This window comes from Microbacterium sp. UBA3486 (assembly GCF_002377845.1).
Classification (GTDB): Bacteria; Actinomycetota; Actinomycetes; order Actinomycetales; family Microbacteriaceae; genus Microbacterium; species Microbacterium maritypicum_A.
In genome coordinates this window covers 1-14,547 of record NZ_DFQP01000032.1, presented here as the reverse complement: position 1 = coordinate 14,547, position 14,547 = coordinate 1, and the positions used below count along the sequence as shown (strand labels likewise).

Below are 14,547 nucleotides of genomic sequence, written 5' to 3'. Positions count from 1 at the left end.
GTGGCGGACGCCGCGCACACGGTGTCGGGGCTGCATCCGCTGATCGCCAGTGCCGATCGCGTGGGTGCAGGGCTGCACCGCCCCCCGGTCGTGGCGCCGGTCGATCGTCCGCTCCCGCTGCCGCCGGGGCCGCTCGGTGTGCGCTTCGAGAGGGTCGCGTTCTCCTACGACGACCACACGGAGGTTCTGCGCGGCTGGTCGATCGACGTCGACCCCGGTGAGCACATCGCCCTCGCGGGGCCGTCCGGCGCCGGCAAGAGCACCGTGATCGCGCTCGCCGCGCGGCTGTGGGACCCTGCAGAGGGCACCATCGCTCTCGTCGATGCGGCGGGGGTCGCGTACCCGCTGGGTCGCATCCGCGATGAAGATCTTCGCCGGACCGTCGCCGTGGTGGAGCAGGATGCGCGCCTCTTCCACGGCACCGTGCGCGACAACCTCGTGCGGGGTGCCGGCGCCCGCACCGACGAGCAGCTGCGCGAGGCGCTCACACGGGTCGGCGCCGACGGCTGGATCACCCTCGACGACGAGCTCGGCGAGCACGGGGTGAGGCTCTCCGGTGGTCAACGCGCGCGGCTGGCCCTGGCGCGGGCGCTGTGCCGCGAGCCGCGGGTGCTCATCGTCGACGAGATCACAGCGAGCCTGGATACCGAGTCGGAGCGCATCATCTCCGACGTGCTCGAAGGGTTCGACGGCACGGTCATCGCCGCCTCGCACCGGCGCGAGACTCTGGGGCGGTTCGGACGGGTGGTCGGCGTGGAGCGCGGAGGCCAGGCGAACGACGGCGGCGGCTACAGCCGGTCGACCCCGGTGACCGTCACGACGGCCTGACCGGCTTCGTCCGAGGCTGCGAGGTCGATAGTCGCGGTGATGCCCCAGTCGTGGTCGCCGGCGGGATCGTCGAGGATCTGCCGTGCGGTCCAGGCTGCGGGCCCCTCGGTGAGGATCAGCAGCTTCGAGCTGCGGGCATCAGCGCCGGTGAGGATCTCGTCGTGGTCGGCGAAGTACCCGTCCAGCGCGTCCGACCAGGCGTCGGCGCCGAAACCGGGATCGAGCTCGGCCAGCGCGTTCACGTCTTCCCTGGCCGCCAGCTGCACCCGGCGGAAGAGTTCGTTGCGCACCAGGATGCGGAAGGCGCGGATGTTGCTCGTGAGGCGCTTGGGTGCGGGCGGGACGATCGGCTCATCGGGCGCGTGTGGATCGAAGCGTCCGTTGTCGACGCCGGCGATCAGCTCCTCCCACTCGTCGAGCAGGCTGGAGTCGACCTGGCGGACGAGCTCGCCGAGCCACTCGATGAGATCGCGCAGATCCTCGTCCTTGAGCTCTTCCGGGATGGTCTGCGAAGCCGCGCGGTACGCGTCGGAGAGGTAGCGCAGCACCACACCTTCGGAGCGCGCGATCTTGTAGTACGCGACATATTCCCCGAACGACATGGCCCGTTCGTACATGTCACGCACCACCGACTTGGGGTGCAGCTCGAAGTCGCGGATCCACGGCTGGGCCGCGCTGAAGGTCTCGAAGGCCGCGGTCAGCAGCTCGTCCAGCGGCTTCGGGTAGGTGATCTGCTCGAGCAGCTCCATCCGCTCGTCGTACTCGATGCCCTCGGACTTCATCGCGGCGACCGCCTCGCCCCGGGCCAGGAACTCCTGCTGACTGAGCACGGCGCGGGGATCGTCGAGGGTCGACTCCACGATCGAGATCATGTCGAGTGCGTAGGAGCCGGTCCCCGTGCCGGCGGCGGGATCGGGGTCGAGCAGCTCGAAGGCGGCGAGGGCGAACGGCGACAGCGGCTGGTTGAGCGCGAAGTTCGGCTGCAGGTCGACCGTGAGGCGGATCTCTCCTTCGGGGGTCTTCTCGACGATGCCCGATTCGCGGAGCGTGCGGTAGATGCCGATGGCCCGTAGCGCGAGCTCCCGCTGGCGCCTCCACGGCTCGTGGTTGTCGTATACCAGTGCGCGCATATTGCCGAACACGTCGCCGCCGCGGGCGATCACGTTGAGCATCATCGCGCTCGTGATCTGCATGTGCGAGGTCAGCGTCTCCGGCACGGCGTCGATGAGCTTGCGGAACGACGGCTCGCCCCACGACACGAAACCGTCCGGTGCCTTCTTCCGGACGATCTTGCGCTTCTTCTTCGGGTCGTCGCCGGCCTTCTTCACCGCAGCGACGTTCTCGCTCTCGTGCTCGGGCGCCTGCGCGACGACCGTGCCGGCGGTGTCGTAGCCCGCGCGGCCCGCGCGGCCCGCGATCTGGTGGAACTCGCGGGCGTTCAGCTGCCGCATCCGGGTGCCGTCGAACTTCGTGAGCGCCGTGAGCAGCACCGTGCGGATCGGCACGTTGATGCCCACGCCGAGGGTGTCAGTGCCGCAGATCACGCGCAGCAGTCCGCGCTGGGCGAGTTGCTCGACCAGACGCCGGTACTTCGGCAGCATGCCCGCGTGGTGCACGCCGATCCCTGCGCGCAGGAACCGTGAGAGCGTCTTGCCGAACGCGGTCGTGAAGCGGAACTCGGCGATCAGGGCGGCGATCTCGTCGCGCTGCTCGCGCGTGGCGACCTTGGTGCTGGAGAGCGCCTGCGCGCGCTCCATCGCTGCGGCCTGCGAGAAGTGCACGACGTAGATCGGCGCCTGTCCCGTGTTCAGCAGATCGTCGATGGTCTCGTGGATCGGCGTCGTCTCGTAGAAGAAGTGCAAGGGGACCGGACGCTCGACACCGGTGACCGTGGCCGTCTCGCGGCCGGTGCGACGGGTGAGGTCGGCGGCGAGCTCGGTCACATCGCCGAGTGTCGCCGACATGAGGATGAACTGCGCCTGAGGCAGCTCGAGCAGCGGCACCTGCCACGCCCACCCGCGGTCGGGGTCGGCGTAGAAGTGGAACTCGTCCATCACGACCTGGCCGACGTCGGCATCGGTTCCCTGGCGCAGCGAGAGGTTCGCGAGGATCTCGGCCGTGCAGCAGATGATCGGAGCATCGGCGTTCACGGAGGAATCGCCCGTGACCATGCCGACGTTCTCGGCGCCGAACACATCGACCAGGGCGAAGAACTTCTCGCTCACGAGCGCCTTGATCGGTGCCGTGTAGTAACTGCGCCGTCCGGCGACCAGGGCACTGAAGTGGGCACCGATCGCGACGAGCGACTTCCCGGTGCCGGTGGGGGTGGAGAGGATCAGGTTGTTGCCGGAGACGATCTCGATGACCGCCTCGTCCTGCGCGGGGTACAGGCTGATGCCCGTCGATTCCGCCCATTCGACGAACGCGAGGTAGACGGCATCCGGATCCGCGGCGTCCGGGATGAGGGCGGGGTCGAGCCGCGGAGAGGAAGTCATGGTGATTCGATCATCCCTCATGCGCGGGGGCACCTGCTCTGCGGGACCGACATCCCGCCGCGCCGGGCGACGTCTGGGCGGCACCGCCGGCGGTTGACATCATCGAACGACGACCGGATGCGGTGACTCCACCGCGAGGGGGGACGACGATGCCCGACCAGATCTTCACTTTCGCCGCGCTGGGTGTGTACTTCGCGGCGATGCTGCTCATCGGATGGATAGCCTTCCGGCGCACCGGCGATCACGAGGACTACATGCTCGGCGGACGGAATCTGCCGCCGTGGGTGGCCGCCCTCAGCGCCGGGGCCTCCGACATGTCCGGCTGGCTCGTGATGGGGCTGCCCGGTGCGATCTACGTCTCCGGTCTCATCGAGGCGTGGATCGCGATCGGCCTCACCATCGGCGCCTACCTGAACTGGCTGCTCGTGGCTCCTCGGCTGCGCGCCTACACGCAGGTGTCGCGCAACTCCATCACGGTGCCGAGCTTCTTCGAGAATCGACTCCGCGATACGACGCGACTGCTGCGGGTCGTCTCCGGTGTCGTCATCCTCGTCTTCTTCACCCTCTACATCTCCTCCGGCATGGTCGCCGGTGGGGTCTTCTTCGAGAGCTCGTTCGACGGCGACTACCTCACCGGCATGCTGCTTGTCACGGGCGTCACCCTCGCGTACACGCTCTTCGGTGGGTTCCTCGGTGCGTCACTGACCGATGTCGTGCAGGGACTGATGATGGTGATCGCGCTGGTCGTGATCCCGGTGGCGGCGATCGTCGCGATCGGGGGACTCGCCGAGACGGGCGAGCTGATCAACGAGGTGGCGCCGGACCACCTCTCCATGCTCTCCGGAACGGCGCTCACGGGCGGCACCATCCTCGCCATCGTCTCGTCGCTCGCCTGGGGCCTCGGATACTTCGGACAGCCGCACATCATCGTGAGGTTCATGGCTCTGCGCTCGCCCCAAGAGGCGAAGAGCGCTCGACGCATCGGCATCTCCTGGATGATCGTCTCGCTCGGCGGCGCCGTGCTGTCGGGCCTGGTCGGCATCGCCTACATCGCCAAGACGGGCGTCGACCTCGCCAACCCCGAGACCGTGGTGCTGCTCATGTCGCAGACGCTGCTGCATCCGTTCGTCGCCGGCCTCGTCCTGGCGGCCGTGCTCGCCGCGATCATGAGCACGATCTCCAGCCAGCTGATCGTGTGCTCCTCGGCCCTCGTGGAAGACCTGTACGGCGTGTTCCGGCGCACGCCGCCCTCGCAGAAGACGCTCATGCTGATGGGGCGGCTCGGTGTGCTCGGCGTCGCGATCGTCGCCGCGGTGCTGGCGATCACCCCGAACGACACGATCCTCGGACTCGTCTCCTTCGCCTGGGCCGGATTCGGCGCCGCATTCGGCCCGGTCATCCTGCTCAGTCTCTACTGGCGCAAGCTCACCAACTGGGGTGCCCTGGCGGGGATGTTCGTCGGCGCCGCGACCGTGTTCATCTGGAAGGCTCTCGACACCGGGCTCTACGAACTGCTTCCCGCCTTCGTTCTCGCTCTGATCGCGGCCGTCGTGGTGAGTCTCGTCACGTACCAGCACGACGACGAGATCCAGCAGGAGTTCACCGACACCGGCGCCATGCTGGCTCTGCCCCGTCCGCACGCGGTCGGCGACACGCCGTAGCGGCCGAGCGCCCGGGGACGCTCAGACCGCGGTGGCGGCGCGCAGAGCGATGCGGATCATGTCGCCGAAGGTCTGCTCGCGCTCCTGCGCCGAGGTCTCCTCGCCCGTGACGATGTGGTCGCTGACCGTGCAGATCGCGAGGGCGCGTCGACCGTAGTAGGCCGCGAGAGTGTAGAGACCGGCGGCCTCCATCTCGACGCCGAGGATGCCGTGCTGCACGAACGGCTCCATGAGCTCGGGGCGCGTGCTGTAGAACTGGTCGCTCGAGAACAGCTGTCCCACGTGCACGGTCGAATCCAGAGGTTCGGCCTCGCTCGCCTCGACCGCGGCGCGCAGCAGCGAGAAGTCGGCCACGGGTGCGTAGTCGAGTCCGTGGAAACGGCTCCGGTTGATGCCGGAGTCGGTGCTGGCGGCGTTGGCGATGATGATGTCGCGGATCTTGACGCGCTCGGTCAGGGCTCCGCACGAGCCGACCCGCACGATCGTCTGCACGTCGTACGCGTCGAACAGTTCGTTCGCGTAGATCGCCATCGACGGCTGCCCCATGCCCGAGCCCTGCACCGAGACGCGATGCCCCTCCCAGGTGCCGGTGAAGCCGAGCATGCCGCGCGTCTCGGAGTACAGCTCGGCATCGTCGAGGAAGATCTCGGCGATCCACTTCGCCCGCAGCGGGTCGCCGGGGAACAGGACGATGGGGGCGATCTGACCGGGCTCTGCGGCGATGTGGGTGCTCATGGCCTCAGCGTAGCCAGCCTCATCCCGCCGCGCCCGCGCACCCGTGTCCCCGGGGGCGATACCGCCCCGATCACCCCTCGCGTCGCCGCACGATCTCGCCGATCCAGAGCGGGGCGAAGGGCGAGGTGCAGCCGGGTGCGGTGGGGTAGTCGGCGAGCACCTGCAGGCGTTCGCCGATCGCCAGCGCCCTGGCGCGGTACTCGGGGTGGAAGATGCCGATGTTCGCGAGGGTCTCGTTCATGGACCACTGCAGGCGCGACGGCGCATCCTTCATGTCCCGCTCGATCAGGTCGAGCAGGTGCGCAAGGTCCAGGCCGTCGGCGTCCTTCATGACGCGCACGGTCGTGAGCGACCAGGCTGCAGCAGCCACCGTGGGGTCGGCGTCGTCGAACCACCGCAGCCGCAGCTCTTCGGCGAGCGGGGTCTTCTTGGCGACGTAGTTGACGAACCAGTCGTTGACCTTGGGTGGGCGGGTCTCGCGCAGCATGGCGTCGAGCTCGTCGGCGGTGAAGTCGCGCGGGCGGCAGATCAGCAGGGCCAGCAGCCGTGCGGGCGTCTCGCCGGTCGCCCACAGCTCCTGCGCGAGGGGCTGGTCGGTCTTGATCTTCTTGGCCAGTGCTCGCATCCGGCTGAGGTTGATGCCGTGGTCATCGCCCCGCTTCTCGTTGGCGGCGCGCATCTTCGGGTCTTCCAGTGCGGCGAGTTCGCCGAGGGCTTCGGCGACGGTCATGTCGGACATGCCTCCAGAGTAGGCGGGCTCAGTCCTCGTCGAGCAGCTCGCCCCTGATGCGGCGCAGGTCTTCCATGAGGGAACCGATCAGGATCCAGTGCTGTGACGACGGCGGCCGGATCACGAGGGGAGCGGTGAGCGCGGGGATCGCCGAGGTCATGGTGTCCGGCTCCGGCGAGGCATCGGCGACCTGCACGGCGAGCCGTACGTCGTGCCCTGCCCGTCGCAGCTGCTCGGCGATCGCGGCGACGGCGGGCTCCTCGCCGATCCGGTCGTCGTAGTGGTCGAAGTAGGCCCGGGTCATGCCGATCGTCTGCGTGACGATCGGGGAGAGCCGGTCGAGCAGCGCCCGCATCTCACGCAGATCGGCACGATGGGTCGAGCGCCGCGGGTTCAGAGTGAGCGATTCCTCTCCGGCGGCGATCGAGGCCTCGGCGGCCTCCTTCATCGGCCGCAGCAGCCGTACCTCCAACATCAGCTCCTGCAGCCGTGCGGGCGTCTGGGGTTCGGGCAGTGCGTCGGCCAGGCGATCCAGGCTCGCGGCGAGCTCGAGGCCGAGGAGCCCCACGTCCCGACGGGCCGGCGCGACGAGCACCGGAGGCACGATCAGGGCGTTCACGACGATGCCGATCACGACGCCGATCAGCGTCTCCACGATGCGGGCGAACGCATACTCGGGACTCGACGAGCCCAGAGCCAGCACCAGCATCGCCGAGATCGCGACCTGATTGCCGGTGCCGGGCGAGGCGCGGAAGATCCACGCCACCAGCATCGCGACGACGATCGCGAGCAGCACGATCCAGCTCGGCGAACCGAGCAGCAGGCCGAGTGCGACGGCGATCACGACACCGGCGATCACGCCGATGCTGCGCTCGAGTGCCTTCGACAGCGACTGGTTCACGCTGGGCTGCACCACCAGCAGCGCGGCGATGGCGGCGAAGACGGGCAGCTGTGCGGGGAACACCCATCCGGCGATCAGCCACGCCGCGATGGTCGCTGCGGCCGACTTCACGACCTGCAGCAGCGGGGAGCGCTGGGAGGCGCGGATCGCGGCGGGGATGCGCATGACCTCAACGCTAGTCGTGCCGATGCGGTGGACCCAGGTCCGGATGATCAGCGCCTGCAGCCCCGGGTGTCAACCCCGTCGCCGATCCTCGCCGATCCGGGCTGAATAGGACGACACGATCGACGAACAGTGAGGAGCATCACATGGTGCAGATCATCGAGACCATCGACGTCGAGGTTCCCGTCCGCACGGCCTACGACCAGTGGACGCAGTTCGAGAGCTTCCCGGAGTTCCTCGACGAGGTCGAGTCGATCACCCAGATCGATGACACCCATACCCATTGGAAGGTGAACGTCGGGGGAGCGACGCGCGAGTTCGACGCCGAGATCACCGAGCAGCACCCGGATGAGCGCGTGGCGTGGAAGAGCACCGGCGGCGACACCGAGCACGCCGGAGTCGTGACGTTCCACAAGCTCGACGACAAGACCACGCGCGTCACGGTGCAGCTCGACTGGGCGCCGGAAGGACTGCTCGAGAAGCTCGGAGCGCTGGTCGGGGCGGGTTCGCACGCCGTCAAGAAGGATCTTCAGAACTTCAAGGAGTTCATCGAGGGGCGAGGGGTCGAGACCGGATCCTGGCGCGGCGACGTCGAGGCCTGACCTCGGCACAGCCTCGAGGCCCGGCCGCAGCTTCCCGCTGCGGCCGGGCCTCTTCGTGTTCGGGGAGCACCGCTTCCTCGGCGGCTCTTGCGTCGCGGGGAGATGCGGGGTTACGCTCTGCCTAACTAACAGTCGTTAGGTAACAAGTCTGAGGCGGAAGATGACCAGAGCAACGATCCTCGCGGAGGCCCGCACGATCTTCGCGCGCCAGGGCTACGCCGAGACGAGCCTGCGCGAGATCGCCGAAGCCGTCGGGATCAAGACGCCCTCTCTCTACGCGCACTTCTCGAGCAAGGAGGCGCTCTACGCCGAGGTGTATGCCGCGGTGTCGATCGATCACACCGCGTTCTTCGACGAGCTCGTGCGGAGCAGCTCCGATATGGAGCCGCTCGCGCGTCTGCAGCACCTCCTCGGCGGCATCGAGGCCTACTACCGCGACCGGCCCGACCTCGCGGAGTTCAGCCTGCGGGCCGCGGTCACCGAATACGGTCCCGGTGGCGAGCAGCTGCGCCAGATCTTCCTCGACTCGGAGTCGACCCTCGCCGCCGCGGTGCGCCAGACATATGACGACGGGGTCGCGACGGGGACGTTCGTCGCCGGTGACGCAGACGGTTTCACGGCACTGGTCTTCGTCGTCATGGACGGCCTCTTCCTCCAGCTCACCCACTACACGCCCGAGGTCTACCGCGAACGGTTCGACCAGGCCTGGCGGCACCTCTCCACGATCCTCTCCCGATGAACACCACGCTCTCCCGATGAACCACCGCCGCATCGACGCGGCACACGTCTGATCCGCCGGTACCGAGCCACGAGCTCCGACCCGGCATCGCACGACACGGCCGCAACGACAGGCCGCCCCGACCCGCCCTGCGAGTCGTCCGCACCACGGGAACCCGAATCCCCGCCGACGGACTCGCAGGGCCACTTCTCAAGGACAAGATGATGACCACCACCGACTACGAGCACGGCGTCGTGCCCCAGGACCAGCGCAAGAGCTGGCTGTCGATCGCCACCGTGTGGATCGCGATCGGCATCGACCTCTCCGGGGCGTTCCTCGGTGTCTCGCTCGCCTCCGGCATGGCCTTCTGGCCGGCGATCGGAGCGACGATGCTCGGTTCGCTGCTGCTCGGACTGCTCGCGATGGCCTGCGCCTACGTCGGCGCCGCCACCGGGCTCTCCACCGCGATGATCTCCCGCGCGGTGTTCGGGCGCATCGGCGGGGCGATCCTCGCCCTCGCGATCGCGATCAGCCTGGTCGGCTGGTACGCCGTGCAGGCGGGCTTCTTCGGAGCGAACGCGCAGATCGCGTTCGCCGAGTTCACCGGCATCGATGTACCCGTGCAGGTGTTCACCGCGATCGGCGGCGTGCTCATGGCGATCACCGCGTTCTGGGGCTACCGCTCGATCAACCGCCTCAGCACCCTCGCCGTGCCGCTGCTCCTCCTCCTGCTGATCGTCGGCGTGGTCGTGGCGTTCACGGTGAACGGGGCGGCAGGGCTCGAGGCCCCGGTCGAGGCGACGTTCACGTTCGGCGGTGCGGTGTCGCTCGTGATGGGCATCTTCATCCTCGGTGTCGTGCTGGCCCCCGACATGGCGCGGTGGGCGAAGACGCCGAAGCAGGCCATGATCGCCGGGTTCGTCGGCTTCTTCTTCGGCAACTCGATCATCCTGGTCGTCGCGATCCTTCTCGCCCGCATCATGGACGGCACCGAGTTGATGGCGATCTTCTTCGCCCTCGGTCTCGGCGGCGTCGCCGTGGTCGTGCTGATCCTGGCGCAGTGGACCACGAACACGACCAACCTCTACTCGGCCGGCCTCTCGTTCGCGTCGATCAGCGAGCGCCTGAGCCGCCGCACCGTGACCATCGTGCTCGGCGCCATCGGCATCGTCGTCGGAGTGATCGGCGCGGCCGACTACTTCGTGCAGTTCATCCTCGTGATCGGCACGATCATCGCCCCCTACGGCGGCGTGTACCTGGCGTCGTTCTTCACCGGCCGAAAGACCGCGCGCTGGGCGCACGGCGCCACCGTGCCGCTGGTCGACGGGTGGTCGATCACGGCCTGGGTGGTCGGCATCGTCGTGGCCGTCGCGACGACGAACCCGGCGGACGGTCCCGGCTTCGGCTGGTTCACGATCACCTCGATCTCCGCTCTCGACGGTCTCCTCGTCGGCTTCGTCGCCTACCTCCTGCTGCTTCCGCTCCGCCGCCGCGTGGCACCGGACCCGGCCGCCCCTGTCACGGACGAGGTGAGCGCATGACCACCGCTCCTTTCCTCACAGAAGCCGACATCGACGAGATCGCCCTGGGCGCCGCGGTGCTCGGTACCGGCGGCGGAGGAGACCCGCACGTCGGCTCGCTCATCGCCAAGCGCCTCATCCGCCTGCACGGACCGGTGCCGCTGGTGGCTGTCGACGACCTGACCGACGACGACTTCGTGATCCCGATCGGCGGGATCGGGGCGCCTTCCGTGAGCGTGGAGCGCATCCAGGCCGAATCCGAGCTGCTCGCGGCCCTGCAGGCGATCGAACGCGCGGTGGGTCGCAAGGCCACGGCCGTGATGCCGATCGAGGTCGGTGGAGGCAATTCCATGATCCCGATCGCGGCCGCCGCGCTCGCCGGACTCCCGGTGGTCGACGGTGACGCGATGGGACGCGCCTTCCCGGAGGCGCAGATGGTCACATTCCATCTCGCCGGCTATGGGCCCGGTACGACCGTGCTCGTCGATCACCACGGCAACGAGGTGGTCAGCCGCCCGGTCGACGGCGGCTGGTCGGAGCGCATCGCGCGGGCCGTCACCGTCGAGATGGGCGGAGGGGCGACCATGATCGACTACGCCTACGGCGGCGACGTCGTGCGCGAGTGCGCGATCCCGGGCACTCTGGGGCTCGCCCAGCGCATCGGACGCATCCTCCGGGGGCGCGATGGCGGCGGGCGCGCACTGCGCGACGACGAGCGCATCGACGCTCTGTGCGCCGACCTCGCCGCGGTGCGGCTGTTCGACGGCAAGGTGGCCGACCTGCAGCGCTCCGTCGACGGCGGCTTCACGCGGGGAGCAGCCGAACTCGTCGGCGTCGGAGAAGACCGGGGGAGTGCGTTCCGTCTCGACTTCCAGAACGAGATGCTGCTCGGGCGTCGTGACGGCGTGCTGGCGGCGGTGACCCCCGACCTGATCGCGGTGCTCGACCTGGCGACCGGCATGCCCATCACGACGGAGTCCCTCCGCTACGGCGCGCGGGTCGCGGTCATCGCGATCCCCTGCCACGACAAATGGCGCACGCCGATCGGGCTGGAGACCGCAGGGCCCGCCCACTTCGGATACGACGTGGAGTGGGTTCCCGTCGAAGACATCGCGCAGCGCTCCGGTGCGCGCACGACGGACGAGGAGGCCGCGTGATGGCCGGCACCTATCGCATCGGCATCGACGTCGGCGGCACCAACACCGACGCCGTGATCCTCGACGAGCGGCTCGACGTCGTCGCCTCGGTCAAGCGCCCGACCACGGCCGACACGGGCGACGGCGTGGCCGCGGCGATCGACGCCGTGCTCGCGGCCTCCGGCGTCGACGCCGCCCTGATCGGGCACGCGATGCTCGGCACCACTCACTGCACCAACGCGATCGTCGAGCGTCGCGGTCTCGGTCGCGTCGGCATCCTCCGCCTCGGCGCACCGGCCACCACGGCCGTCCCGCCGCTGGAGGGTTGGCCGGACGATCTGCGTGCGGCGGTCGGCGAGCAGGCACACCTGCTGGACGGCGGCTTCGAGGTCGACGGCCGTGTGCTCTCCCCGATCGATGAGGATGCCGTGCGCGAGGCCTGTGCACGGATGCGCGGCGAGGTCGACGCGGTCGCCGTCGTGGGCGTCTTCGCGCCGATCGACGAGAGCCAGGAGGAGCGGGTCGCGGCCATCGTCACGGAAGAGCTGGGTGTCCCCGTGTCGCGGTCGGCGCGCATCGGCTCGCTCGGACTGCTCGAGCGCGAGAACGCGACGGTGCTGAATGCGGCGCTGATGCAGACGCTGCGGCAGATGGCCGCGGGCTTCGTCGCCGCTCTGCGGGAGCGGGGCATCCCGGCCACCCCGTACTTCGGCCAGAACGACGGCACCCTCATGCAGCTCGAGTACGCGCTCGAGTTCCCGGTGCTGACGATCGGCTGCGGTCCGACGAACTCGATCCGCGGCGCCGCGCACCTCTCGGGCGCGACCGACGCCCTGGTGGTCGACATCGGCGGCACCACGACCGACATCGGCGTGCTCGTCGACGGGTTCCCGCGGCAGTCGGCGCACGCGGTCGAGATCGGCGGCATCCGCACGAACTTCCGTATGCCCGACGTGCTGTCGGTCGGCCTCGGCGGCGGCACGATCATCCGGGAGACGCCTGCGGGCGCGACCGTCGGCCCGGACAGCGTGGGCTATCGCCTTCCGCAGGAGGGTCTCGCGTTCGGCGGCAGCACCCTCACGGCCACCGACGTGGCGCTCGCGGTCGGCGGCGCCGAGATCGACGGTCTCGACTCCCCCGCCGTTCCTGAGGCGGTCGGCTCCGCGGCGTGGACCGCGATGCGGGAGATCCTCGAGGACTCGATCGATCGGATGAAGCCGAACGCCGCACCGGTACCGGTGATCCTGGTCGGCGGGGGCGGCATCATCGCCCCGACCGCGCTCGACGGCGTCGCCGAGGTGATCCGCCCCGATCACTTCGGCGCCGCCAACGCGGTGGGGGCGGCCCTCGGCGAGGTCGCCGGCCAGATCGAGAAGATCTACCGCGTCGATCCCACCGACCAGCGGGCATCCCGGGCGGACGCCGCCGCCGAGGCGACCGAGCGTGCCCGGCTCGCCGGTGCCGATCCCACGACGATCGAGGTCGTCGCGGTGGAAGAGCTGCCGGTGGCCTACTCCGACGGCACGGCCGTGCTCATCCGCGCCAGAGCGGTGGGTCGCCTGGCGGCCTGACTCCCTGCTGACGCGATCGCCTCGGGCGGGCGGGGTTCCGTCCGTCCGAGGTGCGTGCTTGCATGGGCGCATGGAGCACGACGCGAAGCTGCGCGGCGAGACGAGGGCGGTGTGGGCGACCGTGATCTGCTTCGTGGCGGGCACAGCTGTCGGCTTCCTCTCCCTGGGCGGTGCCGCCCGCCCGCTCACAGGTGAGGGCTCACTCGCGATGCCGGCCGCGCTCATCGCCGGAGCGATGGCGGCGGGCGCCTTCCTCACGAGCACACTGATGCACCGAGGGGGCGAGACGAGGCCGATGCCGCGCTGGCAGGCGGTGGCCTCCGATCTCTCGGCTGGTGCCCTCACCGTCGCGTTCGGAGCCGTCACGACGATGGGAGTGCTGCTCGCCGCCGAGGTGCTCGCGGTCGGGCTCCAGGGACTGCAGCTCGCGGCGATCGGCGGCGGACTGCTCACCGGTCTGGCGGCGGCGATCGGCGGGCGCTTCGCCTTTGGCGCCGGCGTCGACCTGCGCACGGCAGACCTCGCCGCGCTCCTGTTCGGTTTCCTCGTGATCGGCACCCTGTTCGCCATGATCACGGCCGCTGATCCGCGCTGGTGGGAGCAGAACTTCTCCCAGTTGGGCTCCGGTTCGTGGGCCTTCAACGGCACCCTCCTGGTCGCGGGGCTTCTCATCGCGACCGTCGGCTCGTACATCGGTCGTGACCTGCACCGGCTGCTCGGGGATTCCGCACTCTTCCGCATCGCTGTCGTCGTGGCGTCGTGGGCGGCCACCGGAATCGCACTGGCTGCGGTCGGGCTGCTGCCGCTGCATCGTGTGCCCATCCCGCACGACATCGCCGCGGTCTCCACGCTCGTCCTGTTCGTCGTGGCGGCCGCGACCACGGTCGCCGCTGTTCCCGGGCACCCCCGAGCGCTCCTGATCACCTCGATCGGCGTCGGTCTGCTCCTGGCGGTGGCGGTGGTGCTGTGGGTGCCGTTCGGTCTCTTCTCGGCCACCGCTGTCGAGGCCGTCGTCGTCGGACTCGGACTCCTGTGGATGGCGACGCTCGTTCGGGTTCTCGCGATCCTGGTGCCGGCCCGGTCTCGCCCCTCCGCGCGCCTGTCGCTGATGCGCGCGCGGCGTCCCTAGTGCGGCAGGCACGAAAGATAGGGCAACTGCCCGATGCCCCGGGGGTGCCTCAGAGCGGACTGTAGGGATACAGCGAACCGTCGAGGAGAACCCCATGTACGAGCACCCGTATCTCAGCCAGCAGCTCACCCGGCACGACCAGGAGCAGATGGAGCGCGCCGCCGCGGAGAGGCTGCGTCTGATCGAGCACGCCGACCAGATCGTGCCGCGTCCGGAAGGGGTGGTCCGGCGGATGCTGCGCCGCGCGTTCGGTCGCACGGCGGTCGCCACGTCTCCGACCGCCCCGACGACGGCTCGTGTCGCGGGCGGATGCGAAGCCGCGGCGGCACACGCGCAGTGAGCGGCGTCGCACAGCGCGA

General features: G+C 69.5%; 13 protein-coding genes. 9 read left to right on the top strand and 4 right to left on the bottom strand.

Translation table 11 applies throughout. The features are described 5' to 3' along the window. Positions 1-828, top strand: an 828-nt coding sequence (locus tag B2869_RS03930; protein ID WP_292763032.1) for an ATP-binding cassette domain-containing protein, incomplete at its 5' end; no start/stop codon positions are given. Here B2869_RS03930 and B2869_RS03925 read toward each other — a convergent pair. Beyond that, positions 789-3,323, bottom strand: a complete 2,535-nt coding sequence (locus B2869_RS03925; protein ID WP_292763030.1) for a DEAD/DEAH box helicase — start codon at positions 3,321-3,323, stop codon at positions 789-791. The two genes, B2869_RS03930 and B2869_RS03925, sit on opposite strands and share 40 nt — an antisense overlap. A 149-nt stretch (positions 3,324-3,472) precedes the next feature. On the opposite strand from B2869_RS03925, the gene putP reads away from it, so the two are divergent. Further along, positions 3,473-4,984, top strand: coding sequence for a sodium/proline symporter PutP (putP, locus tag B2869_RS03920; RefSeq protein ID WP_292763027.1), 1,512 nt, complete (start codon positions 3,473-3,475; stop codon positions 4,982-4,984). A 21-nt stretch (positions 4,985-5,005) separates the two neighbouring features. Here putP and deoD read toward each other — a convergent pair whose 3' ends face one another. From deoD to B2869_RS03905, 3 genes are all read right to left on the bottom strand, one after another. Further along, positions 5,006-5,719, bottom strand: coding sequence for a purine-nucleoside phosphorylase (gene deoD, locus B2869_RS03915; RefSeq protein WP_292763024.1), 714 nt, complete (start codon positions 5,717-5,719; stop codon positions 5,006-5,008). Between the two features lie 70 nt (positions 5,720-5,789). Continuing rightward, positions 5,790-6,458: a DNA alkylation repair protein gene (locus B2869_RS03910; RefSeq protein ID WP_021198351.1), complete on the bottom strand. Its 669-nt coding sequence runs from the start codon at positions 6,456-6,458 to the stop codon at positions 5,790-5,792. A gap of 19 nt (positions 6,459-6,477) precedes the next feature. Further along, complete coding sequence (locus tag B2869_RS03905; protein WP_021198350.1) at positions 6,478-7,515, bottom strand: FUSC family protein; 1,038 nt, start codon at positions 7,513-7,515, stop codon at positions 6,478-6,480. Between the two features lie 143 nt (positions 7,516-7,658). On the opposite strand from B2869_RS03905, the gene B2869_RS03900 reads away from it, so the two are divergent. The 7 genes from B2869_RS03900 to B2869_RS03870 all read left to right on the top strand — a co-directional run bounded on the left by B2869_RS03900 (position 7,659) and on the right by B2869_RS03870 (position 14,528). Beyond that, positions 7,659-8,114, top strand: a complete 456-nt coding sequence (locus B2869_RS03900; RefSeq protein WP_292763019.1) for an SRPBCC family protein — start codon at positions 7,659-7,661, stop codon at positions 8,112-8,114. A gap of 160 nt (positions 8,115-8,274) precedes the next feature. Then, positions 8,275-8,853, top strand: coding sequence for a TetR/AcrR family transcriptional regulator (locus B2869_RS03895; RefSeq protein ID WP_051667828.1), 579 nt, complete (start codon positions 8,275-8,277; stop codon positions 8,851-8,853). A 203-nt stretch (positions 8,854-9,056) separates the two neighbouring features. Beyond that, positions 9,057-10,373, top strand: a complete 1,317-nt coding sequence (locus B2869_RS03890; protein ID WP_231479821.1) for a cytosine permease — start codon at positions 9,057-9,059, stop codon at positions 10,371-10,373. Beyond that, entirely contained in the window at positions 10,370-11,509 is a 1,140-nt protein-coding gene (locus B2869_RS03885; RefSeq protein ID WP_292763011.1) for a DUF917 domain-containing protein, read from the top strand. Before B2869_RS03890 ends, B2869_RS03885 begins: the two co-directional genes overlap by 4 nt. After that, positions 11,509-13,059, top strand: coding sequence for a hydantoinase/oxoprolinase family protein (locus tag B2869_RS03880; RefSeq protein ID WP_292763008.1), 1,551 nt, complete (start codon positions 11,509-11,511; stop codon positions 13,057-13,059). Before B2869_RS03885 ends, B2869_RS03880 begins: the two co-directional genes overlap by 1 nt. 70 nt (positions 13,060-13,129) lie before the next feature. Beyond that, positions 13,130-14,188 (top strand): hypothetical protein, encoded by a 1,059-nt coding sequence (locus B2869_RS03875; protein WP_292763005.1) that lies wholly within the window; start codon positions 13,130-13,132, stop codon positions 14,186-14,188. 94 nt (positions 14,189-14,282) lie between these two features. Further along, a complete protein-coding gene (locus B2869_RS03870; protein ID WP_292763002.1) occupies positions 14,283-14,528 on the top strand; it encodes a hypothetical protein in 246 nt (81 codons plus the stop codon). The last annotated feature ends 19 nt before the right edge of the window (positions 14,529-14,547 follow it).

Excerpts from the sequence above, each read along its gene's own strand:
- B2869_RS03875 (WP_292763005.1), top strand. The coding sequence starts at position 13,130 with ATGGAGCACGACGCGAAGCTGCGCGGCGAGACGAGGGCGGTGTGGGCG.
- B2869_RS03910 (WP_021198351.1), bottom strand. The coding sequence starts at position 6,458 with ATGTCCGACATGACCGTCGCCGAAGCCCTCGGCGAACTCGCCGCACTG.
- B2869_RS03885 (WP_292763011.1), top strand. The coding sequence starts at position 10,370 with ATGACCACCGCTCCTTTCCTCACAGAAGCCGACATCGACGAGATCGCC.
- B2869_RS03895 (WP_051667828.1), top strand. The coding sequence starts at position 8,275 with ATGACCAGAGCAACGATCCTCGCGGAGGCCCGCACGATCTTCGCGCGC.
- B2869_RS03890 (WP_231479821.1), top strand. The coding sequence starts at position 9,057 with ATGACCACCACCGACTACGAGCACGGCGTCGTGCCCCAGGACCAGCGC.
- B2869_RS03905 (WP_021198350.1), bottom strand. The coding sequence starts at position 7,515 with ATGCGCATCCCCGCCGCGATCCGCGCCTCCCAGCGCTCCCCGCTGCTG.
- B2869_RS03880 (WP_292763008.1), top strand. The coding sequence starts at position 11,509 with ATGGCCGGCACCTATCGCATCGGCATCGACGTCGGCGGCACCAACACC.
- putP (WP_292763027.1), top strand. The coding sequence starts at position 3,473 with ATGCCCGACCAGATCTTCACTTTCGCCGCGCTGGGTGTGTACTTCGCG.
- B2869_RS03925 (WP_292763030.1), bottom strand. The coding sequence starts at position 3,323 with ATGACTTCCTCTCCGCGGCTCGACCCCGCCCTCATCCCGGACGCCGCG.
- B2869_RS03870 (WP_292763002.1), top strand. The coding sequence starts at position 14,283 with ATGTACGAGCACCCGTATCTCAGCCAGCAGCTCACCCGGCACGACCAG.
- deoD (WP_292763024.1), bottom strand. The coding sequence starts at position 5,719 with ATGAGCACCCACATCGCCGCAGAGCCCGGTCAGATCGCCCCCATCGTC.
- B2869_RS03900 (WP_292763019.1), top strand. The coding sequence starts at position 7,659 with ATGGTGCAGATCATCGAGACCATCGACGTCGAGGTTCCCGTCCGCACG.